This window comes from Enterococcus cecorum DSM 20682 = ATCC 43198, from assembly GCF_000407565.1.
GTDB lineage: Bacteria > Bacillota > Bacilli > Lactobacillales > Enterococcaceae > Enterococcus_E > Enterococcus_E cecorum.
Genome location: NZ_ASWI01000004.1, coordinates 447,709 through 473,246, shown reverse-complemented (window position 1 = coordinate 473,246; position 25,538 = coordinate 447,709). Strand labels below are relative to the sequence as shown.

28 protein-coding genes are annotated in these 25,538 nt (G+C 36.5%); 11 read left to right on the top strand and 17 right to left on the bottom strand.

Annotated features, from left to right (window positions below; all coding sequences use genetic code 11):
- Window positions 1-50 precede the first annotated feature (50 nt).
- On the top strand, window positions 51-851 hold the full coding sequence (locus I567_RS08255; protein ID WP_016251770.1) for an alpha/beta hydrolase: 801 nt from the start codon (window positions 51-53) through the stop codon (window positions 849-851).
- Window positions 852-904: 53 nt separating this feature from the next.
- Here the strand turns inward: I567_RS08255 and I567_RS08250 are convergent, their stop codons facing one another.
- The 4 genes from I567_RS08250 to I567_RS08235 are packed head-to-tail and all read right to left on the bottom strand — an operon-like array spanning window position 905 to window position 4,736.
- The gene (locus tag I567_RS08250) at window positions 905-1,978 is read right to left on the bottom strand and encodes an ABC transporter substrate-binding protein (protein ID WP_016251769.1); all 1,074 of its coding nucleotides are present in this window, start codon (window positions 1,976-1,978) and stop codon (window positions 905-907) included.
- On the bottom strand, window positions 1,975-2,814 hold the full coding sequence (locus tag I567_RS08245) for an ABC transporter permease (RefSeq protein WP_016251768.1): 840 nt from the start codon (window positions 2,812-2,814) through the stop codon (window positions 1,975-1,977). Before I567_RS08245 ends, I567_RS08250 begins: the two co-directional genes overlap by 4 nt.
- Window positions 2,811-3,620, bottom strand: a complete 810-nt coding sequence (locus tag I567_RS08240) for an ABC transporter permease (RefSeq protein WP_016251767.1) — start codon at window positions 3,618-3,620, stop codon at window positions 2,811-2,813. The genes I567_RS08245 and I567_RS08240 overlap by 4 nt, the downstream gene beginning before the upstream one ends.
- Window positions 3,621-3,632: 12 nt before the next feature.
- Entirely contained in the window at window positions 3,633-4,736 is a 1,104-nt protein-coding gene (locus tag I567_RS08235; protein WP_034863641.1) for an ABC transporter ATP-binding protein, read from the bottom strand.
- A gap of 239 nt (window positions 4,737-4,975) precedes the next feature.
- Between I567_RS08235 and I567_RS08230 the strand changes: the two genes are divergently transcribed.
- From I567_RS08230 to I567_RS08210, 5 genes are all read left to right on the top strand, one after another.
- The gene (locus I567_RS08230; RefSeq protein ID WP_016251765.1) at window positions 4,976-5,965 is read left to right on the top strand and encodes an acrylyl-CoA reductase family protein; all 990 of its coding nucleotides are present in this window, start codon (window positions 4,976-4,978) and stop codon (window positions 5,963-5,965) included.
- Complete coding sequence (gene coaB / locus I567_RS08225; protein WP_016251764.1) at window positions 5,966-6,724, top strand: phosphopantothenate--cysteine ligase; 759 nt, start codon at window positions 5,966-5,968, stop codon at window positions 6,722-6,724.
- A 3-nt stretch (window positions 6,725-6,727) separates the two neighbouring features.
- On the top strand, window positions 6,728-7,273 hold the full coding sequence (coaC, locus tag I567_RS08220; RefSeq protein ID WP_016251763.1) for a phosphopantothenoylcysteine decarboxylase: 546 nt from the start codon (window positions 6,728-6,730) through the stop codon (window positions 7,271-7,273).
- 23 nt (window positions 7,274-7,296) lie between these two features.
- Window positions 7,297-7,929, top strand: a complete 633-nt coding sequence (locus I567_RS08215; RefSeq protein WP_016251762.1) for an ECF transporter S component — start codon at window positions 7,297-7,299, stop codon at window positions 7,927-7,929.
- A gap of 206 nt (window positions 7,930-8,135) precedes the next feature.
- Window positions 8,136-8,780: a FusB/FusC family EF-G-binding protein gene (locus I567_RS08210; RefSeq protein ID WP_016251761.1), complete on the top strand. Its 645-nt coding sequence runs from the start codon at window positions 8,136-8,138 to the stop codon at window positions 8,778-8,780.
- Window positions 8,781-8,831: 51 nt separating this feature from the next.
- Here I567_RS08210 and murB read toward each other — a convergent pair whose 3' ends face one another.
- Window positions 8,832-9,731 (bottom strand): UDP-N-acetylmuramate dehydrogenase, encoded by a 900-nt coding sequence (murB, locus tag I567_RS08205; protein ID WP_026209984.1) that lies wholly within the window; start codon window positions 9,729-9,731, stop codon window positions 8,832-8,834.
- Window positions 9,732-9,805: 74 nt separating this feature from the next.
- A complete protein-coding gene (locus I567_RS08200) occupies window positions 9,806-10,714 on the bottom strand; it encodes a Gfo/Idh/MocA family protein (RefSeq protein ID WP_016251759.1) in 909 nt (302 codons plus the stop codon).
- 84 nt (window positions 10,715-10,798) lie between these two features.
- Between I567_RS08200 and I567_RS08195 the strand changes: the two genes are divergently transcribed.
- Window positions 10,799-11,551: an exodeoxyribonuclease III gene (locus I567_RS08195; RefSeq protein ID WP_016251758.1), complete on the top strand. Its 753-nt coding sequence runs from the start codon at window positions 10,799-10,801 to the stop codon at window positions 11,549-11,551.
- Between the two features lie 46 nt (window positions 11,552-11,597).
- Here the strand turns inward: I567_RS08195 and I567_RS08190 are convergent, their stop codons facing one another.
- The 9 genes from I567_RS08190 to I567_RS08150 form a co-directional block, all read right to left on the bottom strand.
- The gene (locus I567_RS08190) at window positions 11,598-13,631 is read right to left on the bottom strand and encodes an ABC transporter permease (protein ID WP_016251757.1); all 2,034 of its coding nucleotides are present in this window, start codon (window positions 13,629-13,631) and stop codon (window positions 11,598-11,600) included.
- Complete coding sequence (locus I567_RS08185) at window positions 13,618-14,385, bottom strand: ABC transporter ATP-binding protein (protein WP_016251756.1); 768 nt, start codon at window positions 14,383-14,385, stop codon at window positions 13,618-13,620. The genes I567_RS08190 and I567_RS08185 overlap by 14 nt, the downstream gene beginning before the upstream one ends.
- Before the next feature lie 137 nt (window positions 14,386-14,522).
- Window positions 14,523-15,560: a sensor histidine kinase gene (locus I567_RS08180; RefSeq protein WP_016251755.1), complete on the bottom strand. Its 1,038-nt coding sequence runs from the start codon at window positions 15,558-15,560 to the stop codon at window positions 14,523-14,525.
- A 3-nt stretch (window positions 15,561-15,563) separates the two neighbouring features.
- On the bottom strand, window positions 15,564-16,232 hold the full coding sequence (locus I567_RS08175) for a response regulator transcription factor (protein ID WP_016251754.1): 669 nt from the start codon (window positions 16,230-16,232) through the stop codon (window positions 15,564-15,566).
- Window positions 16,233-16,766 (bottom strand): GNAT family N-acetyltransferase, encoded by a 534-nt coding sequence (locus I567_RS08170; RefSeq protein WP_016251753.1) that lies wholly within the window; start codon window positions 16,764-16,766, stop codon window positions 16,233-16,235.
- Window positions 16,759-17,199: a tRNA (adenosine(37)-N6)-threonylcarbamoyltransferase complex ATPase subunit type 1 TsaE gene (gene tsaE / locus I567_RS08165; RefSeq protein ID WP_231940239.1), complete on the bottom strand. Its 441-nt coding sequence runs from the start codon at window positions 17,197-17,199 to the stop codon at window positions 16,759-16,761. Before tsaE ends, I567_RS08170 begins: the two co-directional genes overlap by 8 nt.
- A gap of 189 nt (window positions 17,200-17,388) precedes the next feature.
- Window positions 17,389-18,252: a DMT family transporter gene (locus I567_RS08160; RefSeq protein WP_016251751.1), complete on the bottom strand. Its 864-nt coding sequence runs from the start codon at window positions 18,250-18,252 to the stop codon at window positions 17,389-17,391.
- 7 nt (window positions 18,253-18,259) lie between these two features.
- Window positions 18,260-19,240 (bottom strand): phosphate acetyltransferase, encoded by a 981-nt coding sequence (gene pta, locus I567_RS08155; RefSeq protein ID WP_016251750.1) that lies wholly within the window; start codon window positions 19,238-19,240, stop codon window positions 18,260-18,262.
- Window positions 19,241-19,386: 146 nt separating this feature from the next.
- Window positions 19,387-20,082, bottom strand: a complete 696-nt coding sequence (locus tag I567_RS08150; RefSeq protein WP_018345401.1) for a uracil-DNA glycosylase — start codon at window positions 20,080-20,082, stop codon at window positions 19,387-19,389.
- A 153-nt stretch (window positions 20,083-20,235) separates the two neighbouring features.
- Here I567_RS08150 and I567_RS08145 point away from each other — a divergent pair, with 153 nt between their 5' ends.
- The 4 genes from I567_RS08145 (at window position 20,236) to I567_RS08130 (ending at window position 23,045) form a co-directional block, all read left to right on the top strand.
- Window positions 20,236-21,108 carry a Cof-type HAD-IIB family hydrolase gene (locus I567_RS08145; RefSeq protein WP_016251748.1) on the top strand — a complete coding sequence of 291 codons (873 nt, stop codon included), beginning with the start codon at window positions 20,236-20,238 and terminating at the stop codon, window positions 21,106-21,108.
- A 12-nt stretch (window positions 21,109-21,120) separates the two neighbouring features.
- Window positions 21,121-21,648 carry an LURP-one-related/scramblase family protein gene (locus tag I567_RS08140; RefSeq protein WP_016251747.1) on the top strand — a complete coding sequence of 176 codons (528 nt, stop codon included), beginning with the start codon at window positions 21,121-21,123 and terminating at the stop codon, window positions 21,646-21,648.
- A gap of 94 nt (window positions 21,649-21,742) precedes the next feature.
- A complete protein-coding gene (nrdI, locus tag I567_RS08135; RefSeq protein ID WP_016251746.1) occupies window positions 21,743-22,192 on the top strand; it encodes a class Ib ribonucleoside-diphosphate reductase assembly flavoprotein NrdI in 450 nt (149 codons plus the stop codon).
- A gap of 31 nt (window positions 22,193-22,223) precedes the next feature.
- Window positions 22,224-23,045, top strand: a complete 822-nt coding sequence (locus I567_RS08130; RefSeq protein ID WP_016251745.1) for a LysR family transcriptional regulator — start codon at window positions 22,224-22,226, stop codon at window positions 23,043-23,045.
- 58 nt (window positions 23,046-23,103) lie between these two features.
- Here I567_RS08130 and nadE read toward each other — a convergent pair whose 3' ends face one another.
- Both nadE and I567_RS08120 read right to left on the bottom strand, forming a co-directional pair.
- Window positions 23,104-23,928 (bottom strand): ammonia-dependent NAD(+) synthetase, encoded by an 825-nt coding sequence (nadE, locus tag I567_RS08125; RefSeq protein ID WP_016251744.1) that lies wholly within the window; start codon window positions 23,926-23,928, stop codon window positions 23,104-23,106.
- Between the two features lie 13 nt (window positions 23,929-23,941).
- Window positions 23,942-25,417 carry a nicotinate phosphoribosyltransferase gene (locus I567_RS08120; RefSeq protein WP_016251743.1) on the bottom strand — a complete coding sequence of 492 codons (1,476 nt, stop codon included), beginning with the start codon at window positions 25,415-25,417 and terminating at the stop codon, window positions 23,942-23,944.
- Window positions 25,418-25,538 lie beyond the last annotated feature (121 nt).

The window sequence follows — 25,538 nt, the reverse complement described above, 5'->3', positions numbered from 1 at the left end:
TATCTAAAAAAGGTAGACAATAAATCTATCATTACGAGAGGATGAAGCAAATGCAATTACTACACTATGATTTAACAAGCAAAAATCAGCGCCAAGCAAGTGTGGATGTTTACTTAAGAGAAATCGTCCAAGAAAACCCACAGCCTTTACCAATTGTGGTCATCTGTCCTGGTGGAGGCTATCGTTTTGTTTCTAATCGTGAATCAGAGCCACTTGCCTTAGCCTTTATGAACCAAGGCTATCACGCATTAGTTTTAAACTATACGACACGTGATACGTTTGCTAAAGGCACATTTTTAGAGGATTGCCTAGAACAAGTCGCCCTCACTTTTGAGTTGATTCATCAAAATGCTAAAAAATGGCAGGCCAATGTAGACGAAATCTTCTTATTAGGTTGTTCTGCTGGTGGTCATTTAGCTGCCTCTTATAGTAGTCAGTGGCATCAATTCCATCAAGAAGCTTCTTATCAACCAAAAGGCACGATTCTTTGCTATCCAGTCACTAGCTTTGATTTGGGATGGCCAAAAACAGTGGAGCATTTAGGCATCACTAAAGAAGATTGTCTGCGATATGATACGATTGCCCAGATTAATCCAATGACGGCACCAACTTATATTTGGCACACTTTTGCCGATGGTTCCGTACCTGTAGTCAATTCACTAAAATATTGTGAAGCGCTCTATCAACAACACATTCCTTTTGAAGCACATATTTTCGAAAATGGCAAGCACGGCTTAGCACTTGCAAATGAATCAAGCGCGAAGGCATTTGATGCAGAATATATACTCCCTGAAGTTGCACAATGGTTTGAAGAATGTAGTGCCTGGATGAAACGACAACGCCAAAAATAAACAAAAAAATACATGAGAAAATTGTTTCAACGACAACTTCTCATGTATTTTTATTAATTACGATACATCTTCAACTCAAGGAATAAATCATTGTAGATGCCCAAATATTTAGAACCTAAATTATCATAGACTTCCAAATGCTTCATTAATTCATCGGAAGGATAGAATTGCTTATCGCTAGTTATTTCTTTAGGTAAAAGCTTCATGGCCTTTTTATTTGGTGTCGAATAACCGATATATTCAGCATTTTGCGCTGCATTTTTTGGTTCGAGCATGAAATTCATAAAGTCATAGGCTCCCTGGATATTTTTCGCCGTTTTCGGAATGACCATATTATCAAACCAGAGATTCGATCCTTCTTTTGGAATCACATAATGCAGATGATCATTTTCATACATCATATCAGCCGCTTCCCCTGAGAATGTGACCGCTACTGCACTTTCTTCGTTGGCCATATACATTTTAATTTCATCGGCGACAATCGCTTTGACGTTAGGCGTGATTTTACGTAATTTATTGACCGCTTCTTGTAGTTGCGAATCATTTTTACTATTTAAAGAATAACCTAAACTATTTAACCCTAAACCAATGACTTCACGTGCCCCATCAATCAACATCACATTATTTCTTAGCTCTGGACGCCATAAATCATCCCAAGACTGGATATCTTTGCCATCAACGAATTTGTCATTATAGACAATTCCTAATGTTCCCCAAAAGTATGGGATGGAATATTTATTATTCTTATCAAAACTTAAATTCAAAAAACGCGAATCAATATTGTTTAAACCCTTAATTTTACTATGATCAATTGGGATTAAAAGGTTTTCTTCTTTCATTTTTTGAATCATATATTCACTAGGAATGGTAATGTCATAAGCCGTACCACCTTGTTGAATCTTGGTAAACATCGCTTCGTTGGAGTCAAAAGTTTCATAATTGACTTTATAACCATATTCTTTCTCAAACTTTTTAATCAAATCAGGATCGATATAATCTCCCCAGTTATAAACATTTAAGACTTTGGCTCCTGACATGCCACTTGACTTTTGTAAGTGATGGACGCCTAAAGCTAATACACCGATAATGACTAAAATACCAATAAATAGAGATTGCAATTTTTTCATCGGATATTTACCACCCCCGTTTGGATTGATCGACCTTTTTTACGACGCGGACGGTTATCTTTGCTAATGAAGTAATAACCGACAACTAAAAGCATCGAGAAGATAAAGACTAAGGTACTTAAAGCATTAATTTCTAAGCTAATCCCTTGACGTGCCCGTGAATAGATTTCTACGGACAATGTTGAAAATCCATTACCAGTCACAAAGAAAGTAACCGCAAAGTCATCTAAGGAATACGTAAAGGCCATAAAATAACCAGCAATAATCCCTGGTGATAGAAATGGCAGAATAATACGCATTAAGACTTGACGATAATTTGCACCCAAATCAAGGGCTGCCCGAATCATACTATCATTCATTTCTTGTAGCTTTGGCAAAACCATTAGCACCACGATTGGAATACTGAAAGCTACGTGTGAAAGTAAGACACTGATAAAGCCAAGACTAAAGTTACTGAACAAATTGCCAATCATCGTAAAGAAAATTAAGAAACTTGCACCAATAATAACGTCAGGAGAAACTAACAAGATATTATTTAAACTCAATAATGTCGTGCGGCTTTGACGTCTCTTCGTATAATAAATCGCCATTGCACCAAAAGTTCCAATCATTGTCGCAATCAAGGCAGATAAAAAGGCTAGTAAAAATGTGTTTAACACAATGATAATCAAACGCGTATCTGACCACAATGTTTGATAGTGTTCCCAGGTAAATCCCGTGAACTTATTCATGGTACCGCCTTTATTAAAAGAATAAAAAATCAAGTAAAAAATGGGCGCATACAAAATGATAAACACTATTGTTAAATAAATTTTCGAAAAGAGGTTTTTCTTCATTTTTTAGCCCCTCCTTTACGTTTTTCTGCGGTTAACATCATGACAATGAACATCGCTACAATCAAGACGACGCCAATGGTTGAACCCATTCCCCAGTTTTGCGTCACTAAGAAATGCTCTTCAATGGCTGTCCCTAGCGTAATCACTCGGTTTCCACCAATCAAACGCGTTAACATAAAGAGTGAGAGCGATGGAATAAAGACTGCTTGAATCCCACTTTTCACCCCATTTAAGGATAGAGGGAAAATCACGCGTCTAAATGTTTCGAAGTTATTAGCGCCTAAATCGCGACTCGCATTTAACAACGAAGGATTGATTTCTTCTAACGCATTAAAAATTGGCAAAATCATAAATGGCAATTCAATATAGGTTGCGACCGTCATAAAACTAAAATCGGTAAACATGATTTGGACCGGAGCAATACCAAAGAATGAAAGAAATTGATTAATACTACCATGAATCCCAAAAATACCAATAAATGCATAGGCTTTAAGCAATAAATTAATCCATGTTGGTAAAATAATCAAAAGTAGCAACAAATCTTTGTGCCGTAATTTCGTTAAAAAATACGCTGTTGGATAACTAATCAAAAGAGTGGTTAAGGTAATCAAAAAGGCATACCAAATCGAATTCAGCGTCATCATTAAATACTTGCCTGATGTAAAGTAAGTCGCATAATTAGCGAAGGTGAAATGCCCACTAATATCAAAAAAGGACTGATAAATAATTAATAATACTGGGGCAATGACAAATAAAAGCAACCAAGCAACATACGGAATCGCATAAATTTGTTTTAATTTGCTCAACTTATCTCCCCCCTACTCTTCATAGCTTTCTAAACGAGCGTCAAAGTCTTCTTCTGATTCGTTAAAACGCATGACATGGATATCTTCTGGCTCAAAGTATAATCCAATCTGGCTGCCGACTTTTGCCTTACGAGTAGAGTGAACCATCCATTCATTGCCATCTTCATCGTAACAAATGATCTCATAGTGAACACCTCTAAATAGCTGCGTATCTACTTTGACGACTAATTTTCCTTTGTCTGCTGTGGTCAAGGTCAAATCTTCCGGACGAATCACAATTTCAACAGGTTCATTAGGTCGCATCCCACCGTCAACACATTCAAATTCTTTACCGACAAATTCAACCTTGTAATCTTCAATCATCGTGCCATTAACAATATTACTTTCCCCGACAAAATCAGCCACAAAATGATTAATTGGTTCATCGTAAATATCTACTGGCGTACCACTTTGAACAATTTCCCCTTTATTCATGACAAAAATTTCATCACTCATCGCCAAAGCTTCTTCTTGGTCGTGGGTAACAAAGATAAAGGTAATGCCTAGTCGTTGTTGCAATTCGCGTAACTCATACTGCATATCTGTGCGCAACTTCAAATCAAGTGCCGAGAGTGGTTCATCCAGTAATAAGACTTTTGGTTCATTAACAATCGCTCGGGCAATCGCTACTCGTTGTCTTTGTCCACCAGACATTTCGCTAATTTCACGTTGTTCATAACCGGCTAATTGTACTAAACGTAAAGCCTCAGTTACTTTTTTGGCGATTTCATCTTTTGGTAATTTTTTAATTTTAAGTCCGAAAGCAACATTTTCAAATACATTCATATGTGGAAAAAGCGCATAATCTTGAAAGACGGTATTCACTTGACGCTGGTTCGCTGGAATATCATTGATGCGTTTACCTTCAAAGTAGACATCGCCTTCAGATGCTTCAGTAAACCCTGCAATAATGCGTAAAATAGTCGTTTTTCCACATCCAGAAGGACCAAGTAAGGTATAAAATTTACCCGCCTCAATTTCAAAGCTTATATCTTTTAAAATCGTTTCATCATCATAGCGTTTCACAATATTTTTAAACGTAATAATACTATTAGACAATCTCAAATCCTCCTTCATCTTCCTTGGCAAATTATTTTTCTTGCCCAGACATTCTTTTTCATCTCACTGCTTGAATCAAACAGCATACTCATTAAGTTTAGGGCTTTAAGTCAAAAAATACAAGCAAAAAAAGTAGATTCTAGCTATTTTTTTCAGATGAGCAAAAATCATTTTCTACAATATATTGACCAAAGATAGTTGCACGTTTTCTAAGCTGTGTTATGATAAAAAAAACGCATTACTTTGAGGTGAATGTCATGAATCCAAACTATTCATTTTTACAAGTCAAGCAAGTCAACGGACAAGTCGTATCTTCTATTGAACAAGCCTCCTTACGTGATTTAAACGAAGGCGAAGTAGCGGTAAAGGTCGCCTATTCAGATATCAATTATAAAGATGCTTTAGCGCTCAAAACTAATGGCGGTGTGATTCGTCAATATCCGATGACACCAGGTATTGATTTAGCAGGGACAGTCCTTGCTTCCAAAGATTCCCAATGGCAAGTTGGACAAAAAGTACTTCAAACCGGCTATAGTCTCGGAGTTAGCGTCCCAGGTGGCTTTAGTCAAATCCAAATTGTCAAAGGCGATGAACTGGTTACTTTGCCTGATAATTTAGATTTAAAACAAGCCATGCAATTTGGGACAGCTGGATTTACTGCTGCCCTAGCCGTTTTAGCTATCAAGGAACAAGTGACTGATTTAAACGCACCGATTATGATTACTGGTGCAAGTGGCGGTGTGGGGAGTATCGCTGTGGGTTTACTTGCTCGTCTAGGTTTTAAAAATCTTATCGCACTTTCTAGAAAAGAGGCTCCTTGGTTACTCAACTTAGGCGCTACAACCATCGAAAATCCCAATCTTTGGTTACCGGAAAAAATCAAGCCTTTAGCCAAACAAAAAATAGCCGGCGTCATTGATACAGTGGGCGGCGACTTATTAAGTGCTTTAATTCCTCAAGTACAATATGCAGGGGCTTTAGCTTTATGTGGAAATGCCGGTGGAATCAAGCTCCAAACAACTGTCTTGCCTTTTATTTTAAGGGGGATTAAAATAATAGGGATTGATTCGGTCAATGTACAGATGCCTAAACGACTCCAAGTTTGGGCGTTCTTATCAAGTCACCGTCAGCTTTTAGACAAGTTACCAATCAATGAAATCACTCTTGAACAAATTCCTGAAGTAGCGCAGCAATTATTAGCGGGTCAACATCAAGGAAGAACGATTATTCGTATAGGGGAAGCATAAATGAAAGTTTTAATTACAGCCGGTGGGACAAGTGAACCCATCGATCGAGTCCGTTCCATAACCAATCATGCAAGTGGCACCTTAGGAATTGAAATCGCTAAAGTGTTTTTACAAAATGGTGTAATGATTGACTATGTCGTAACTAAAAGTGCCAAAAAACCGGCAGCAGATGAACACCTGAAGATGCATTTAGTCAATAGCACGCAAGAAGTCTATGATTGTCTAAAGCAACTCTCAACAACCCAAAAATATAGCGCAGTGATTCATACCATGGCCATTAGTGATTTCACAACGCAAGCCAGCCTTTCAATTGAGGACTTAACCACTGCTTTAAACCAAGCTTATAAGGCTAAAGATCAGTTAAAAGAGGAAGATTTATTAGCACTTTTTTCATCCATGGCAAATCCTACAGCAAGTAAAATCTCTTCTAAAACAAAAGGCTTGGTTTTAAGTTTACAACCTACGCCAAAAATAATTCAGTCCATTAAGCATTGGCAGCACACAACCGTACTTTTTGGTTTTAAACTTTTAGCCAATGTCACACAGGAAAATTTACTACAAGTCGCCCGCACTAGTCTTGAGAAAAATCAGGCAGACTTTGTCATTGCGAATGATTTAAGCGAAATCGATACACAACAACATCACGCTTATCTATTAGATTCAACCGGTAAAGTCATTGCTCAAGGATATCAAAAGTCCGAAATCGCCCAAATGATTTTTAAGCAATGGCAACAAATTTATCAACAGAAAGAAGAATAGCTATTGAAGAAAAAAAGAATTATACTAGGCGTTTCAGGTAGTATCTCTGCTTATAAAGCTGCCGATATTACCAACGAACTAACCAAATTAAATATCGCAGTCGATGTTATTATGACGCACAGTGCGACTCAATTTATTACCCCACTAACCCTCCAATCCCTTGCTAAACGTCAAGTGCATACGGATGTTTTAGAAGAAGCTGATCCAAGTGTGATTAATCATATTGAATTAGCCAAACAAGCAGATTTATTTTTAGTCGCGCCAGCAAGTGCGAATATTATCGGGAAGTTTGCGAATGGGTTAGCCGATGATTTGCTCTCAACGGTTCAATTAGCTATCCCCCCAAAAACGCCTAAACTGATTGCTCCTGCGATGAATACGCAAATGTATCAACATCCAGCAGTCCAAAAAAATCTTGCCTATTTAAAAGAAATTGGCTATCATGAAATCACCCCTCGCGAAAGTTTACTTGCTTGTGGAGACTATGGCAAAGGCGCTTTAGCTACAGTTGAAACGATTGTAGATGCTGTAATTGAAACGCTCAAATAAAAAGGAAGAAAGGAAAAATAAAGTTGAAAAAAAGCAAAACTTTTCAATTTGTTTTAACTGCATTGTTTTTAGGAATTATGATTTTACTTGCATCGGTACCCTTTTTAGGATTTATTCCAATCGGCCCGTTAAATGCAACGACTATGCATATTCCGGTTATTATTGGTTCAATCGTCTTAGGTCCGAAAATTGGGGCCTTACTTGGAGGAAGCTTTGGGGTAATCAGCTTGATTCGTGCAACAACTATGCCTACTGCCCTTTCCTTTGTTTTTTCACCTTTCATTCCGGTCATTGGGACTGATCATGGAAGTTGGAAAGCCTTACTGGTTGTCTTTATTCCACGTATTTTGATTGGCATTGTTCCTTACTATGTGTATCGACTCTGTCAAAAAGGATTAAAGCAACAAGCCAATACGGTTGCCTTGTTTATTGCAGGTATATCCGGTGGTTTAGTCAATACGATTTTGGTGATGAATTTCATCTATTTTCTTTTCCAAAAAGAATATGCCCAACTCATCGGCAAAGGTGGTAAAGCGGTCTATGCTGCCATTAATGCGGTGATTCTAACCCAGGGCATTCCTGAAGCAATTGTCGCCGGTCTTTTTACAGCTGCGGTTGCGACCATTTTATTAAAATTAATGAAGCGCCAATCTTAAATTCAAACAATCTAGTCCTTGTGCTAGGTTGTTTTTTTATTGCTTGACAAGTGTTGAATTATCAGCTATCTTTGAAATGTTTCAAAATATAGGGGGTGGTCAGATGGTACGAAATGTATCTTCTACAAAAATTTTTCTTTTCAATTAATTCCCTTTTAGGATGTGCGTCTTAAAAGGGCCTAACACATTCACAAGGAGAGAATCAAATGAATCAGAAAATTTATCCACATCAATATCATGCACTACACCAACAAATAAATGACTTAATCAATGCTTACCAATCCGTCAATGACTTACAAACGATTCAAGTCTATCAAGCACTCATCTTTGAAAAAATCGATGAATTATTTTTTGATCGACCAACTGAAATTGAACAACTTAAAAGTGAATTGCTAGATAAGCGTTTAACTAAAGCAAGGGCACAACGTATTTTAGAACCCATTAAAGAATTAGTTATTCCCTTTGAAAAACCTAGTACCAAACAAGTCGAAAAAGCTTTTCGTAAAGTGAAAAGATTAAAAGCACCTGATTTTGATGCGTTGGATTTACGTGATTATTCCTATATTGGTTTTGACGATGCGGGTAGTCAGAAAAAATATTTACTCTACTATGACCGTCAAAATAAGCTACAAGGAATTGTCGGACAGATGTCACCCAATACAATCAAAAATGTTTGTAGTATTTGTAATCATATTGGGAATGTCGCCTTGTTTTTATCCACCACTAAAGCCACGGCTGAAGGAACCTATACTAAAAAAGGTAACTACATTTGTACCGACAGTCATCAATGCAATTGCCAATTACATGAATTAGAAAATATGCACCAGTTCATGGAAAAAACCAAAGCCTAAAATTAAAAATCAGCTTTTCTACACCGCAATGAGTATAGGAAAGCTGATTTTTTATTGCACTTCTTCACCAATAATTCGGACTTCTGTTTCAAGGGTGACATCAAATTTTTCTTTGATGACCTTTTGAATATACTGGATTAAATTCACATAATCAGTAGCCGTGGCATGGTTGATATTCACAATAAAGCCCGCATGTTTTTCTGAGACTTGCGCACCACCGATTGTCATCCCTTTCAGGCCCGCCTGTTCGATTAATGGACCGGTATAATGACCCACTGGACGTTTAAAGACACTGCCGCAAGATGGATATTCTAATGGTTGTTTGCTTGCTCTAAGATGGGTTAATTCATCCATTTTTGCTTTGATTTCATCATAGTTACCCACCTGTAAGTCAAATGTCGCACTCAATACAATACAGTGTTGCGCTTGAATGGCACTATGGCGATAACTAAAGGCCATCTCTTTGGCACTTAAGGTTTTGATTTGGCCATCTGGATATAAGACTTCACACGAAACAAAAACATCTTTAATCTCGCCACCATAAGCCCCCGCATTCATAAATACGGCGCCACCAATGCTTCCTGGAATGCCACAAGCAAATTCAAAACCAGTCAGATGATGCTCCAAAGCAACATACGTGGTATCGATTAACTTCGCCCCAGCTTGGGAAGTGATTTGATTGCCCTTGACTTCGATATGGTTTAATTTTTCTAACATAATCACTAATCCACGAATACCGCCATCACGCACAATTAAATTACTGGCATTCCCTAATACCATCCATGGAAGATTATTTTGACGACATTCCTCTAGTAAGGCTTTTACCTCCGTCACACTCTTTGGAAAGGCCAAAAAGTCAGCGGGTCCGCCAGTCTTCGTAAATGTATATTTATTTAAGGGTTCATTTTTTAAAATCGGAATCTCTTTTAAAGATGTAAACACCCTCAACATCCTCTCTAATCTATTTTTGTGTAACTATTCACCAAATTATTCTATCATTAATTGACTGAAAATACTATCGCTTCTCATGATTCTTGATAATTCTTAAGCATTTGGGCACAGAGTTCATGACTAAGCAAACTCTTCTCTTGTACATACTGAAAATTGCCTTGTTCTAATAAATCAATAAATTGGTTCACCGCTTGTTCAAAGCCACGTTTTTCAAGTGTCGTTTGCCAATCATTAAAGCCTGTCACTGTTATTCCAGACTGGTTGTATTGCGTCATTTCCGTCAAATTTTTCAAATGATAGGTACCATTTTTCGTGGTGATTTGGTAATTTTCCTGATTAGCCCCAGCAAACATATCCAACGTTAAATGTGCCAATGAATGAGCCGTTTCTAACGTCATTGAAGCAAATTCTAAATGCTGCTCGCAAGATTTGATGTGACTAGTCATCGCAATAATTTCTTCATCTAATAAATAATTGGCCGTATCCACTATATGTAAGAATAAATCATAAATCTCAAATTGAACGGATTGCACTTTGCCAATTCGATTCTTACTCAAAGTCAACACACGCTTTTCAGGTAATTGTTTTAACTGTTGCACAAATGGGGCTAAACGACGATTAAACCCTACGATAAGCAAACAATTTTTACGTTTCGCAAGCTCATACATGCGTCTGACTTCTGTAATGTCTTCACTGATTGGTTTATCGACATAGACATGAATGCCGTGTGAGAGACATTTTTCAATCATTTCAATATGGGTATTAGTCGCCGTGTGAATCATACAAACATCAATTTTTTGTTCAATTAAATCATCTAAAGTATCATAAATCTGGGGTAAACGATACTTTTCCGTTAATTGTGTCTGTACTTCTTGATTTCTTGTAGCATAGACAAAAGTTGCCCGTTGATTGCTTTTTACATAGACAGGTAAATAGGCTTTTTGCGCAATCGAACCTAAGCCTAATACACCGATTTTTAGCATTTTTCTCACCTAACCCTTTTTCTTCCATTCTACGACATCTTGGGTTAAAATAAAAGAACATAACAAAAGAAATGAGGAAGTGCTATGAAATTCATCTCATGGAATGTGAATGGACTAAGAGCCATCGTTAAGAAAAATTTTTTAGAAGACTTCAAGCAACTCGATGCGGACTTTTTCTGCCTACAAGAGACCAAATTACAAGAAGGTCAAATTGAGTTAGATTTGCCAGGGTATTATCAATATTGGAATTATGCCGAAAAGAAAGGTTATTCAGGTACTGCGATTTTTACCAAGCATGAGCCTTTATCGGTGCAATTAGGAATCGGTGTGGAAGAACACGATCATGAAGGCCGCGTCATCACTCTTGAATATCCGGATTATTATTTGGTCACTTGCTATACACCAAATTCTCAAAATGAATTGAAACGTTTGGACTATCGCATGACTTGGGAAGAGGCGTTTTTAGCGTATTTAAATGGACTTAAGGAGCAAAAAGGGGTTATCTTGTGTGGAGATTTAAATGTCGCCCATGAAAATATTGACTTAAAAAATTGGAAAACCAACCAACGCAATGCTGGTTTTACCATTGAAGAACGTGAAAAATTCAGTCAACTATTGAATAATGGCTATATCGATACTTTCCGTCATTTTTATCCTGATCAAGAAGGCATTTACTCTTGGTGGAGTTATCGTTTTAATGCTCGGAAAAATAATGCAGGATGGCGGATTGACTATTTTGTGGTTTCCGATGACTTAAAAGAGCGACTCGTTGATGCCAAAATTCATACCGAAATATTCGGCAGTGACCATTGTCCAGTTGAACTAGATTTAAAATAAAGACAAAGAACCACCCCTGCTTTCTGGCGTGGTTCTTTATTCGTTATTAAATTTCTTTGACTGCCATGCGATTCATCAAATAAGTAATCATTAAATAAATCGCATTAATCATAATCACAAAACCAATAACCCAGCCTGTTTGTTGCAGACTTAACTCAAAGCCGCCACCAATCATCATATAATCTTTCGTAAATTTCAAGCCAAAAATCATATGGAATAGCGCCCCAACTAGCGGCAAAATAAAGAAGATAGCCACTTGATTGAATAACGATTTTTGAATCATCTGCTCACTAGCACCTAATTGGCGTAAGATACGGTAATTTTGTTGATGCTTTTCAAAGTCTACTAAACTCTTCAAAGCTAAAATCCCAATTGCAGCAATCAGGAAGAAAATACCTAGATACATGCCAACAACGGTTACCATTAACGAATCAGAAGCTAGTGAAGTTTTTGCTGAATATTGTGATTCTGCCGAATAATTTAAGTGTAACTCTTTTTTCGACAACATTTTCTCCCAGTTCTTAGCCAACTCTTTTTCATGACGCTTTCCTTTTTCATTATATAAGGTGCTAATCACTTTACCAGCGAGTTGTAAAGGCAATTGCTTGAGGTCAGCATCATTTAAAATCACAAAAGTATCATAACCACTTGTTTGAATGGTCCCGTCGATAAATTTTGTTTGGCTTGGTGTAAAGGTTTGATTGGCTACCTTAATTTTAGGTAAATCCATTAATTTATCTTCAATCGCCTTATCAGAAAAACCATTAAACCGCATTAGAAAAGCATATTCCCCTGGTTTCACGTCTGCTTTTGCCAAATGATAATAAGGTGCCATTTGATTATATTGCGTTTGATTGATAATAATCGGAGGAGCAATTAAGCCTTTTTCTACAGATATGCCTAATAATTCGATTGTATTATCAATTTTGGGATCAATATAATACTCATATTGGACTTCTTTTTTCTTCATGCCTTTGAAATAAGCTTGATTCCGTGCAATCGCCGCATCCGCATTTTTCTCAATTAGAGCTAGTTGCCCTTCAACATTTTCATCAGCTGCCTGAGTCACACTAAACTGGAAATCAAACGGCACATTAGCTAGTCCTCTTTCTTCAATACCATTTTTGAAATTAAAGGAAGCAACTAAAATACCAATCGCAAAAAATTGTAATAAACAAATCGTTGCTAAAGAAAAGACACTTTTGGCTAATTGCGTACTAAATTGGCGAATTCCAAAGCTATGCAGTTTGCGATAATAAAATCCTTTAAACTTCGGCAAAACAACTGGAATAAAAGCAGCAATTCCCATAAAAGTGAAATACGTACCAATAATTCCGCCAAAAATAGAATATAAAATCATCTTTGGTCCCCATTGCAAATCAATAATAACATCCATTAAATGAGTCGCAATATAATAACTCCAAGTTAAGATGGCTAATCCCGAAATGAATAACAAGGTCCCAATCCAAGGTTTTTGCCACCAACTTTTTTCATTTTGCTGACTTGCTTTGAGTAAATCAATTAATTTGGCACGATTCATTAAAATGACACTAAAAACCATCGCTACCAGATAAATGATGCCAAAATTAATCAACGTTTGGATAATCGCATGCATGGAAATACTTAGTGTTAAACGTGAAATGTCAGCAACAAATAAATGACCCAAAAAGATATTAATTAATTGTGACAAACCAATTCCTAACACAATCCCCACCACTAACGAAAATAGACCGATAAAGAACGTTTCTAAAACTAGAATGGTCGAGATTTTTAGTTTATTCATTCCTAATATCATATACAGACCAAATTCTTTTTTACGTTTTCGCAATAAATAACTGGTTGCATATAGTATAATCAAGCCAAAGATAAAAGCGATAAATTTATTTAAACCGCCTAAAGTATCAAATAAAATACTTAATCTTTGGGCATAGGCTTCTTCAAAATATTTAAATAAGCTTTGATCTTGAAGCGCATTAAAAGCATAGAACATCGCCACACCTAATGCCAGCGTAACAAAATATACCAAGAAACTTCCTATGCTTTTCTTTACATTTCCAAAGGCCAACTTAACGGACATCATTGACATCACCACCTAATAAGGCTACCACTTCAATAACTTGATCAAAGAATTCTTTACGGCTAGATTCCCCACGATAAATTTCATTAAAGATTTGGCCATCTTTCACAAACAATACCCGATTCGTATAACTCGCCGTGAAAGCATCGTATGTCACCATCAAAATGGTCGAATTCAAGCATTCATTTAATAATTCAAATTGCTCCAACATTTGACGGGCAGATTTTGAGTCAAGAGCGCCAGTCGGTTCATCAGCTAATACGATTGCCGGATCAGCAACAATTGCTCGTGCTGCAGCTATTCTCTGCTTTTGTCCACCGGAAACCTCGTATGGAAATTTATACAAAATATCCGTAATGCCCAAATAACTCGCAACTTTTAATACCTTTTCTTCGACTTGTTTGGCAGGTACATTACGAATCGTTAAGGCAAGTGCAATATTTTCAAAAGCATTCATAGTATCTAGTAGGTTGAAATCCTGGAAGACAAAACCAATTTGCTTTTGTCTAAACTGATTCAATTTGCCGCCTTTTAATTTGGTAATATCTTGATTTGCAACAATGATTTGACCGCTAGAAACTTGGTCAATCGTCGCTATACAATTTAGCAAAGTCGTTTTCCCACTACCAGATGCTCCCATAATAGCCACAAATTCTCCTGGTTGGACTTCAAAACTAATCTGATTTAAAGCACGTGTTAAATTATTTGCACGTCCGAAATATTTTTCAACTTGTTTTACTTGTAATACTGGATTCATTTTCTTTTCCTCCTTCAATTCATTTGACATCTTAAGTATAAAATAGCCTTGTTTACTTGTCGTTGGTTTTATCTTACCGTACCTTACAATTTTGTAAGATTAGCAAAAAAGAGTCCTCTCTATTGAAAGAACTCCTTCTATTCTTTGTTATCACTTGTTTGAACGACTTCATAAAAGCTAGGTTTGGCAAAAATTAGCGTAACTGTGGTGCCAACTTGAACATTTGAAGTAATCGTAATTCCGTGTCCTAGTTTTGAAATCAGTTGTTTCACTAGATAAAGACCTAACCCCGTGGCCTTAGGATAAAGCCGACCATTTTCTCCAGTAAAAGATTTATCAAAAACACGTGGCAAATCACTGGCCGAAATCCCACAACCATTATCGCGAATATGCAATAAGATTTCCTTTTCTTGCTCTTCCACCGCGATTTCAATAGTCGCATTTTCAATCATTTGCACATATTTTATGGCGTTATCCATAATTTGATTCAAAATATAACCTAACCATTTTTGATCTGTCGTCACAATTAAATCGGTACTGGGTGCAATAAACTGAATATCCCCATTTAATAAACGTGCTTGATTTCGAATGGCTACTTGGCGAATAATTTGCTGTAAAGGCACTTGGCGAATAAGATAATCTTTTTGCGCATTTTCAGCACGAGTAAAATATAAAACTTGCTCGAGATAATCTTCTAACTGTTGCAACGCTTGTTTGATTTCTGCGGGTAAATGATGTTGGTTATACAAGCTTAACTGTAAGGTCGCAAGTGGGATTTTAGCTTCATGAATCCACAGCTCAATAAATTCCTTAAAGTCCTCTGTTTGTTTTTGACTGGCTCTTAATTGGGTCATAAAACCTTGATAAACCAATCTTAGTTCTTCATCCACCAGTTGTCCTTCATAAAACTTAGGCTGTGGCAGAATCGAATGAACCAATAAAGCTTGCTCTTCTAATTGATTGAGTTGCTGAAATAATTCCTGATAATAACTTTTCTTTTGATGAAATTCAACCAGTTCAACGACCAAAAAAGTTGTCCCCATCATCATGACAATCATCACTAAAAGCGTTGATGGCACTTTAAATACCCATAAAAGTGCTAAACACAATAAACTGACCGAAAACTTAAGTAGATATTGCCATAAGCGACTTTTGATATATTCACTTAACTTCATTTGTTACTCCATTAATAAATATCCTTGTTTTTTCTTTGTTTCGATTACATCAGCCAAATCTAAATCTGCAAACTTTTGCCGCAAGCGACTAATATTCACACTTAATGCATTGTCATTAATAAACTCGTCATTATTCCAAAGCTCGGTCATCAACATCTCCCGGGTGACAATTTTTCCACGATGTTGCCATAACATTTGAAAAATCAACTGTTCGTTTTTTGTTAAGTGAGTCGTTTGGCCTTCTTTGGCAATCGTCCATTTATTTAAGTCTATCTGCAACCCATGATATTGAATCAAACTAGTACTTTGGGGTTGCATCCGTTTAAACATCGCGGCGATATGCAGTAACAAGGCCGTTGGATTATAAGGCTTGGTAATGTAATTATCCGCTCCATAACTCATCGCCAATACCTCATCCATCTCATTGTCCCGACTTGTGACCATAATAATCGGAAATTGATATTTTTTTCGGATTTCTTGCAATAACTGATGACCATTTACACCAGGAAGTTGAATATCTAATAATAATAAATCTGGGAGTTGACTTTCGATTTCAAGTAAAGGATGAGCAAAATCTTGGACAATATAAGCTTGATAGCCTGCCTGTGTTAAGAGAAAAGCTAACTCTTGGGCCAAGGCTGCTTCATCTTCAATAATCATTATTTTTTGCATTCACTCACCTACTTCAAAATATCTTGCCATTAAATCAACATCCACAAACTCGCCATTATCCAAGCAAGCCCCATATTTTAAGGTCGCTTCTTTGCTAAAGCCAAACTTCTGATATAAGGCAATGGCTTTTTGATTACGCGTTTGCACCGTTAACTCCAAACGTTTAAAAATTTGAACTTGTTTGACATATTCGATTAATTCTTCCATCAATAGCGATCCAATCCCTAAAGACCAGTACTCCTTTAAGATAAAAATCCCTACTTCACCAATATGATGAATTCGATATTCGTCGTTTCCTTTAATTGAAGCCGCACCAATACATTGCGTCCCATCAAAAGCCAATAGCAATACTTGATTATCTGCCTGAGCTAACAAATCTAATTGTTCAGCAAGCAACTCTTCGCATAGGCCCATGCCATATTCATCCATAATTAAATAATCTGTTTCTTTTGCTACTCGTTGACTTAAAGCTAATAACTGGGCACTATCTTCACCGCTTGCTTGGCGAATCACCAACCTTATCTCTTCACTCATGAAACTTCCCCATTGCTTTCACTTTTGCTAACCAATCTGTTGCGAGTTTGCCGTGCGCCTTGAATGCCATTTCTCGCTTATCTTCCTCATCTGCTACTTTATGAATAGTAAGATGAAGGTAATCTTCTGGCAGTTCTGTGAGTAATTCGCCCCACTCAACTACACATAAACCATCCCCTTCAAAATACTCTTCTAAGCCCATGCCTTCCACATCACCATCGATGCGGTAAACATCCATATGATAAAAAGGTAATCTTCCTTCATCATATTCGCGAATCAAAGTATAAGTGGGACTTTTTATCATTTGTTGAATATCTAAACCTTTAGCAATACTTTTAGAGAGTGTTGTTTTTCCTGCACCTAAATCACCAGATAGAATCAATACATCCCCCCCTTGGGCAGTTTGACCAAGAAGTAAGCCCAATTGTTCCATCTCTTGCAGTCCATTGATTTGAATCAAGACGATTTCCTCACTTTCAAAAAATCTATTTGACCTTATATTAACATAAATTTCATCCATCCGTCATGCTATCCTGATGGAATCCTACACAAAAAAAGCTAGGACATTCAGCAAGCTACTGAACCACCCTAGCCTTGGTTATGAATGTCAAACACCCTAGTCTCATATTTTCCTTTTACCGTACACATACATCATATAGGCGGTAACAAAAATAATAAGATAACCAATGAAGGAATAGGTGTCTGGAATTTCACCGTATAATACAAATCCAAAGAATCCTACAAAGAGTACTTGTGAATAGTCAAAAATCGAGATTTCTTTTGCTGGTGCGTAACTATAAGCACTAGTTACCGAGAATTGTCCTCCACTTGCCATCACGCCAGCCATTAACAAATAAATGATTTGCTGGATACTCATTGGATGAAAATCGACAATCATCGATGGAATCATGGCCAAACAAGAAAACAATGAAAAATAAAAAACAATTGCAGGCCCCTTTATTGGTGTGAATGATAATTTACGTACCAACGTATAAGCTGTAGAAGCACAAAAAGAGCCAAGCAAAGCAATCGAATAACCTAACAATTGTGGATTGTCAAAGCTAGGTTTGACAATAAATAGCATCCCAACCATCGCAATCCCCATGGCAATATATTGAAAGCGGGCAGGTTTTTCTTTTAATATGACCAATGATAATAAAACGGTGAAAAAAGGCGTTAATTTTTGAATCATTGACGCATCAGTGAGTACCAAATGATCAACGGCATAAAAATTACATAAGAGCCCCACTGTTCCAAAAAAAGCTCTAAAAAAGAGTAAAGTCCGTGATTCCTTTGGCACATGAAACGCTATCCGCTGCTTTTTAAGTACATAAAAAGCAACGAATAGCGCGACTAAATTTCTGAAAAAACTCTTCTGCATCACTGGTAAATCCCCAGCTAATTTTACAAAGACATTCATCCCTGCAAAACAAAAAGCAGAAAGAATAATCATCAAAATCCCTAATTGTTTTTGATTTTGCTTCATTTATTCCTTAGTCCAATAAAGTTTGAACAGCAGTGATAATTGATAATTTATAAACATCTTCTTCGTTACATCCACGAGAAAGGTCAGAAACTGGTTGGTTTAATCCTTGTAAGATAGGTCCAATGGCTTCAAATCCACCAAAACGTTGGGCAATCTTATAGCCAATATTTCCGGCTTGTAAATCTGGGAATACAAAAACAGTAGCCTCACCAGCAACCTCAGAGTTTGGCGCTTTTTGAGCAGCTACACTTGGGACATAAGCAGCGTCAAATTGTAATTCCCCATCAATCGTGTAATCTGGTGCTAATTCTTGGGCAATTTTAGTAGCTTCAACGACTTTATCGACCATTTCAGCTTTAGCAGATCCTTTGGTTGAGAAGCTTAGCATAGCCACTTTAGGATCAATATCAAATAATTCAGCTGTTTTCGCAGAAGCAACAGCAATTTCAGCTAATTCTTGAGCATTTGGATTCACATTAATTGCACAATCGCTAAATAGATATTTTTCTTGGTCGCGACCACGAACCATTAAGAAAGCACCACTTGTACGGCTAACTCCTGGTTTTGTCTTAATGATTTGCAAGGCTGGACGAACCGTATCTCCTGTAGAGTGAACAGCCCCTGATACCATCCCTTGCGTGACACCCATGTAAGTTAACATTGTACCAAAGTAGTTGACATCTTTTAAGATTTGTTCTGCTTGTTCTTTAGTTGCTTTGCCTTTACGACGTTCAACAAAAGCAGCGACCATTTCATCCCAAGCAGGATAAGTATCTGGGTCTAAAATTTCAAAACCTTCTAAAGAAATCCCACGACTTTGGGCAGCTTTTTTCACTTCTTCTGTATGACCAATTAAGACAGGTTCCACTAACTCTTCTGATTTTAGACGAGCAGCCGCACCTAAAATACGTGGGTCTGTTGCTTCCGGAAAAGCGATTTTAATATGTTTTCTTACAATTTTGAATTTTAAACTATCAAATAGTTCCATTGATAAACAACCTCCAGTTTTTTAATACCCTTACATTGTACACTAAATCATTAAAAATGAACAGTTCTTTTTCCTGTCTAACTTTGAAAATACGCATGAAAATAATATTGTTAACATTTTCAAAATAAATGCATTAATACAGTCTTTTAAAATTTTTCCAACTGTTCTACTGGTGGGAGTTGCCAGTTGATTGGTTGATAACCCATTTTGACTAACGCTTGATTACATCTTGAAAATGGCCTTGACCCAAAGAAACCTCGATTAGCTGAAAATGGACTAGGATGGGGAGATTGGATGACCACATGACGCAAAGTATCAATAAATTCGATTTTCTTTTGTGCATGTCTTCCCCAGAGAATAAATACCATCGGCTCTGGTCTGTCATTTAATTTCTTTATGATTTCATCAGTTAAGATTTCCCAACCTTGTGAAGCATGTGAATTGGCTTGACCTGCTCGCACAGTCAGAACTGTATTTAACAATAGTACTCCCTGTTTAGCCCACGAAGTTAAGCATCCATGGTTAGCCGGCTGAATCCCTAAATCATTTTGCAATTCTTGATAGATATTACGTAATGAAGGTGGAATTCTGACACCTGGTTGCACAGAAAAAGAAAGCCCATGTGCTTGATTAAGGCCATGATAAGGGTCTTGACCTAAAATGACCACTTTCACTTCCTCAAAAGGGGTTAATTGTAAAGCCTCGAAAATGTGATACATATCGGGATAAATCGTTTGTGTGGCATATTCATTTTTAAGATATTGCCGCAAATGTTTATAATAATCTTTTTGAAATTCGTCTTGCAACACATCTTGCCAACTATTTTTGATAATTATCTTCAACACTTCTCACCTATCTTTCTATTTACTCTTATTGTAACTAAAATTTATAAAGATAAAAGAGTTTTTGTTATCATTCCAGATATTTTTCGTTTTGTAAGCCCTCTTTTTGTGTTAAACTAGAGATAAAGATTGAAGTAGTAAAGGATGAAGATTATGATTCAATTAATTGCCTCTGATATGGATGGCACACTTTTAGACGAACACATGCATATTAGTGAAGAAAATATTGCCGCCATTCGTTATGCCCAAGAAAAAGGCATTCATTTTATGGTATGTACTGGACGCAATATTACTGAAGCGCTCCCTGCCTTAAATGATGCTGATATTAAATGTCCAATGATCACTTTAAATGGGGCCCAAGCGTTTGATAAAGATCATCACGTCTTATTCACAATTGAAATTGCCAAAGAAAATGCCCTTGAAGTCATGCAGATACTTGAAAAACACAATGTTTACTATGAAGTATCGACCAATCAAGGAACTTTTTCAGAGAATTTAGCACGCAGAATTGAAACATTTGCCGCTTTTCTTTCTCAAAAATTGCCACACTTGACTTACCAAATGGCCATTGCAATGACTTCAGCTCGCTTTGAATCATTGCCAATTAGAATTGTGGACAATATGAAAGAATATATTTTAAGAGACGATATTAAAGTATTAAAAATTATTGGATTTAATAATACAGATCCCGATATTTTAGAGAAGGTTTCTGCGGAATTAATCGATAAACCTACGCTAAATGTTACCTCTTCTGGGACAAATAATATTGAAATCAACCACATCGATGCGCAAAAGGGAATTGCTGTGAAAAAAATTGCCGAGATGTTAAATATTCCATTATCACAAGCCATGACCATTGGTGATAACTTTAATGACTTGAGTATGATTCAAGAAGCTGGCGTAAGTTTTGCCATGGAAAATGCTGTGGATGAATTAAAACAGGCTGCCAAATATATAGCCGATACCAATATTAATAGTGGTGTGGGAAAAGCGATTCGTCGAGCCATTGATGAAAACTTATCATAAGAAGGGATTGCAATGCCTGAATTCTACATTCAACAGCATCAACTTTCAAAACGAACAAGAACCATTGTCAAAGATGAAAAAAATCATGATATATATTTGATGGTGGGTAATTGGGGCAGAAAGCGAGATGCCTTACTTCTTTATAAAATGAACGGTCAATTAGTTGCCAGTATTAAACAAGCGAGTTTCATCTTTGGTAGTAAATTTATCATTTACGAAAACTATCAAAAAGTCGGTGAAATGCGCAAAATATTTAACTGGCCGGGAGATTTTTATTACATCAAACAACTTCATTGGGCTGCGCATGGGGATATTTACCAACATAAATATCAAATTCACCATTTTAATGAGCGAATTATGACGATGGATAAAGCCAATTTTTTAACAGGTAATTATTATAGTTTAGACATACCTAACGAAAAAAATGCTCCGAAATGTATCTGTATCGCTGCAGTTATGGATTATTGGTTATATAATCGTTCTAAAAGAGAGGCTAAAAATGCTGAATTAAATTATCAAGCCTCACTAATTACTGATTAATCAAGCAAACCTTGAAGATATTTTTTCAATTCTTCAAGGTTTTTTTGTGCGTTGATTTGACATTGATGTTATAATATAGGTTGGAGGTATGAAAATGACAATAGATGTACGTTTTATCTCAATTTCAGGCAATACGCGTGCCTTTATCCAAAAATTAGTTGAATTTGCAAAAGCGCAACACGGGTTAGACGAAAACTATCCTTTAATTCAAGCCAAAGAAGTGCATTTACAAACGATTCCTGAAAATGAAACAAGTGACTTTTTCGCCTTTGTACCAACCTATTTAGAGGGAGGTAATGGCGTAGATAATGGCGATGTGGAAATTCTGACAGAGCCTTTTAGAGAATATATCCGTTTTGGTGAAAATGCGAAAAAATGTTTAGGCGTCATTGGCAGTGGAAATCGCAACTTTAATCATCAATATTGCTTAACGGCTAAACAATATGCTGAAGAATTCAAAGTTCCGTTTATCGCTGATTTTGAACTTCGTGGAACAACTCAAGATGTCCAAAATATCTATGAAAAATTAGTTCATTTCAAATGATTAATTGAAATAAATAAAGGGAGGCCAAATTTTGTTTCAACTACTTCGAACGTTTATCTCTGTTTACGAAACACATAATTTTACACGCTCGGCAGATTCATTGTTCTTATCCCAACCTACTGTATCTGCACAAATCAAGAAATTAGAAGAAATGTTGACCGTTCCATTATTTATCCGCAATGGCAAACAAGAAATTCTTCCCACGGCTGAGGCTGATTATATGTATCCTAAAATTTTGAAAATCTTAAACGAGTGGGATCATGCCGTAAAAAAAGTCAGTCAACAAAAAAATCTACGTGAAACCTGTGTCATTGCCAGTTCACATTTTTGTGCCGTTTATTATTTGCCTAAGCTAGTGAGCCACTTACTTACTGCTTTTCCAAGAGTGGATTTTGTCTTTAAGGTTTCAACCAGTGATGAAATTGCAGAATGGCTTGAAAATAGCAAAATCGATATTGGCTTAATCGAGCAAGTAGACCACCACAAAGAATTTAACAAAACAACTTTGGCGATGGATGAACTTGTATTAGCCGGAGATTTAAGTAGTGAATATTGGTTATTAGGGAATGATGATTTATCTTTACGTCAATTAAATCAACATTATCTACAAAATCATCCAATTGAGCCGAAAATTATTGAAATTGATACCGATGAAATGATTGGTTCCATGCTAAAAAATGGGGTTGGGCAATCCATCGTCCCTCGTTGTACTTTAGATCCATCTATTCACTTTAGTCAGCTACCCAAAGATAACAAACGCCACTTCTATTCGATCGTTCGTAGAGATAATTTGCGCGAAAATATTGTTGCCATTAATCAAAAATTACAACTATTGGCTGAAAAACTATTCTAAAAAAAACCACAACTTTGACAGTCGAAAGTTGTGGTTTTTTTGCATTTCTATTAACCGCCTATTTCCAAAAATCATCAAAAATGGTAATTGGTAAATGACGTTTATGTTCAGTCTTATGCCACCAATTTTCAATAGTGGTACGAGCTTTTTCACTGACAGATTTACCTTCAAGATAATCGTCAATTTCATCATAAGTCACGCCTAAAGCTACTTCATCTGCAATTAATGGTTTATCATCTTCTAAATCAGCAGTTGGCACTTTTTCATAGATGGCCGGTTCAGCACCTAAATAAGCGAGTAGTTGCTTCCCTTGACGTTTATTTAATCTAAAAATCGGTAAAATATCAGCGCCCCCATCGCCAAATTTTGTAAAGAAGCCTGTAATATTTTCTGCCGCATGATCGGTACCAATGACTGCACCTTTATTTTCTCCAGCAAGCGCATATTGCGTAATCATCCGTTGACGCGCCTTCATATTCCCTTTATTGAAGTCACTAACTGTCACACCAGCTTCTTCTAAGGCCGCTACTTGCCCATCAACTGGCGCTTTAATATTTACAGTATATACACGGTCTGCCTGAATAAATTCTAATGCCCGATTTGCATCCTCTTCATCCGCTTGATTGCCATAGGGTAAACGAACAGCAATAAATTGATAAGCGTCATCATTCAATTCCATTCTAAGTTCTTCCATGGCTAATTGTGCTAAACGTCCAGCTAGTGACGAATCTTGTCCCCCACTAATTCCTAAGACATAGGTTTTTAAAAATGGGTGTTTCTTCATATAATCTTTCAGAAATTCCACACTTTTTCTTACTTCTTCTTCTGGATTAATTGTTGGTTGCACACCTAAAGCTTGAATAATTTTTTCTTGTAAACTCATCGAACCATTCCTTTTATTTCATCAAATTATGTTGCTCAAAAGTTGCTTTTCTAACCTTATCTAATAAATTCATCTTATGGTTCCAACAATCCGTAGAAAGGTCTACAGGATATTTTTGCGGATTTAAATCACGTTTATATTCTTCCCATAATGAATCTAAGTTTTGTTGGGCATAATGTTTAATTTCTTCTAAGTTTGGTTTTTGATAAACAAGCTTGCCATCAACAAAAATATCTTGTAATAATGGTCGCGCGGTAAAATCAGTCACCGTCTTATTAATGAAAGTATGCACTGGGTGGAACATAAAGATTTCGTCTTCTTTGCGTGGATCTTCATCCCAAAGTGTAATATAATCCCCTTGTGACTTACCATCAGAATTACGAGTGATGCGCCAAACTTGTTTCTTACCTGGCGTAGTTACTTTTTCCGCATTGCTTGAAAGCTTAATCGTATCTACCATTTCTCCCTCTTCATTTTCAATTGAAACCATCTTATAGACAGCCCCTAATGAAGGCTGGTCATACGCAGTAATTAATTTCGTACCGACTCCCCAAACATCAATTTTTGCTTTTTGCATCTTCAAGCTTAAAATCGTACTTTCATCTAAATCATTTGAAGCATAAATTTTGGCATTAGGAAAACCGGCTTCATCTAATTGTTCGCGGACACGTTTTGAAATATAGGCCATATCGCCACTATCAATTCGCACACCTAAGAAATTAATCTTATCTCCTAATTCTTTTGCCACTCGAATCGCACTAGGTACACCTAAACGCAATGTATCATACGTATCAACCAAAAAGACACAATCTTTATGTGTTTTTGCATATGCCATGAAAGCATCATAATCATTACCATAAGATTGCACTAACGCATGCGCATGAGTCCCACTAGCTGGGATTCCAAAAATTTTACCAGCGCGGACATTACTTGTAGCATCTGCACCCCCAATGTAAGCTGCACGTGTTCCCCAAATCGCTGCATCCAAATCTTGTGCGCGACGTGTTCCAAATTCTAATAATGGATCTTGACCGATAACCGATTTAATGCGAGCCGCTTTAGTTGCAATTAATGTTTGGAAGTTAACAATATTTAACAAAGCTGTTTCGACGAGTTGAGCCTGTGCTAATGGACCTTCAATTTGTAAAATCGGCTCATTATTAAAGACCAAATCGCCCTCTAAAGCTGAACGCACCGTACAAGTAAACTTGAAATTTGCTAAATAATCTAAAAATTCTTCTGAGTAATTGTATTCATTACGTAAATATTCGATATCAGAATCGCTAAAAGTCAAATTGCTCAAATAATCAATAATTCTTTCAAGACCAGCAAAAATAGCATAACCATGCTTAAATGGCATATCTCTAAAATAACATTCAAAAACAACATTTAAATTATGGCGACCAAGTTCAAAGTAAGTTTGCATCATATTAATTTGATACATGTCGGTATGCAAGGTTAAACTATCATCTGGATATAACTTCTGCATAGTATACATTCCTTTCAATATCGGAATCATCAGACAATGATTACATAAAATTTTATTTGTTTTTCATTATACCACATCTGTCTATACAATAAAAAGCCAACGCCTCAAATTTGAGTATCAT

Excerpts from the sequence above, each read along its gene's own strand:
- I567_RS08255 (WP_016251770.1), top strand. The coding sequence starts at position 51 with ATGCAATTACTACACTATGATTTAACAAGCAAAAATCAGCGCCAAGCA.
- I567_RS08250 (WP_016251769.1), bottom strand. The coding sequence starts at position 1,978 with ATGAAAAAATTGCAATCTCTATTTATTGGTATTTTAGTCATTATCGGT.
- I567_RS08245 (WP_016251768.1), bottom strand. The coding sequence starts at position 2,814 with ATGAAGAAAAACCTCTTTTCGAAAATTTATTTAACAATAGTGTTTATC.
- I567_RS08235 (WP_034863641.1), bottom strand. The coding sequence starts at position 4,736 with ATGAAGGAGGATTTGAGATTGTCTAATAGTATTATTACGTTTAAAAAT.
- I567_RS08230 (WP_016251765.1), top strand. The coding sequence starts at position 4,976 with ATGAATCCAAACTATTCATTTTTACAAGTCAAGCAAGTCAACGGACAA.
- coaB (WP_016251764.1), top strand. The coding sequence starts at position 5,966 with ATGAAAGTTTTAATTACAGCCGGTGGGACAAGTGAACCCATCGATCGA.
- I567_RS08210 (WP_016251761.1), top strand. The coding sequence starts at position 8,136 with ATGAATCAGAAAATTTATCCACATCAATATCATGCACTACACCAACAA.
- murB (WP_026209984.1), bottom strand. The coding sequence starts at position 9,731 with ATGTTGAGGGTGTTTACATCTTTAAAAGAGATTCCGATTTTAAAAAAT.
- I567_RS08200 (WP_016251759.1), bottom strand. The coding sequence starts at position 10,714 with ATGCTAAAAATCGGTGTATTAGGCTTAGGTTCGATTGCGCAAAAAGCC.
- I567_RS08195 (WP_016251758.1), top strand. The coding sequence starts at position 10,799 with ATGAAATTCATCTCATGGAATGTGAATGGACTAAGAGCCATCGTTAAG.
- I567_RS08190 (WP_016251757.1), bottom strand. The coding sequence starts at position 13,631 with ATGATGTCCGTTAAGTTGGCCTTTGGAAATGTAAAGAAAAGCATAGGA.
- I567_RS08185 (WP_016251756.1), bottom strand. The coding sequence starts at position 14,385 with ATGAATCCAGTATTACAAGTAAAACAAGTTGAAAAATATTTCGGACGT.
- I567_RS08180 (WP_016251755.1), bottom strand. The coding sequence starts at position 15,560 with ATGAAGTTAAGTGAATATATCAAAAGTCGCTTATGGCAATATCTACTT.
- I567_RS08175 (WP_016251754.1), bottom strand. The coding sequence starts at position 16,232 with ATGCAAAAAATAATGATTATTGAAGATGAAGCAGCCTTGGCCCAAGAG.
- I567_RS08170 (WP_016251753.1), bottom strand. The coding sequence starts at position 16,766 with ATGAGTGAAGAGATAAGGTTGGTGATTCGCCAAGCAAGCGGTGAAGAT.
- tsaE (WP_231940239.1), bottom strand. The coding sequence starts at position 17,199 with ATGGAACAATTGGGCTTACTTCTTGGTCAAACTGCCCAAGGGGGGGAT.
- I567_RS08160 (WP_016251751.1), bottom strand. The coding sequence starts at position 18,252 with ATGAAGCAAAATCAAAAACAATTAGGGATTTTGATGATTATTCTTTCT.
- pta (WP_016251750.1), bottom strand. The coding sequence starts at position 19,240 with ATGGAACTATTTGATAGTTTAAAATTCAAAATTGTAAGAAAACATATT.
- I567_RS08145 (WP_016251748.1), top strand. The coding sequence starts at position 20,236 with ATGATTCAATTAATTGCCTCTGATATGGATGGCACACTTTTAGACGAA.
- I567_RS08140 (WP_016251747.1), top strand. The coding sequence starts at position 21,121 with ATGCCTGAATTCTACATTCAACAGCATCAACTTTCAAAACGAACAAGA.
- nrdI (WP_016251746.1), top strand. The coding sequence starts at position 21,743 with ATGACAATAGATGTACGTTTTATCTCAATTTCAGGCAATACGCGTGCC.
- nadE (WP_016251744.1), bottom strand. The coding sequence starts at position 23,928 with ATGAGTTTACAAGAAAAAATTATTCAAGCTTTAGGTGTGCAACCAACA.
- I567_RS08120 (WP_016251743.1), bottom strand. The coding sequence starts at position 25,417 with ATGCAGAAGTTATATCCAGATGATAGTTTAACCTTGCATACCGACATG.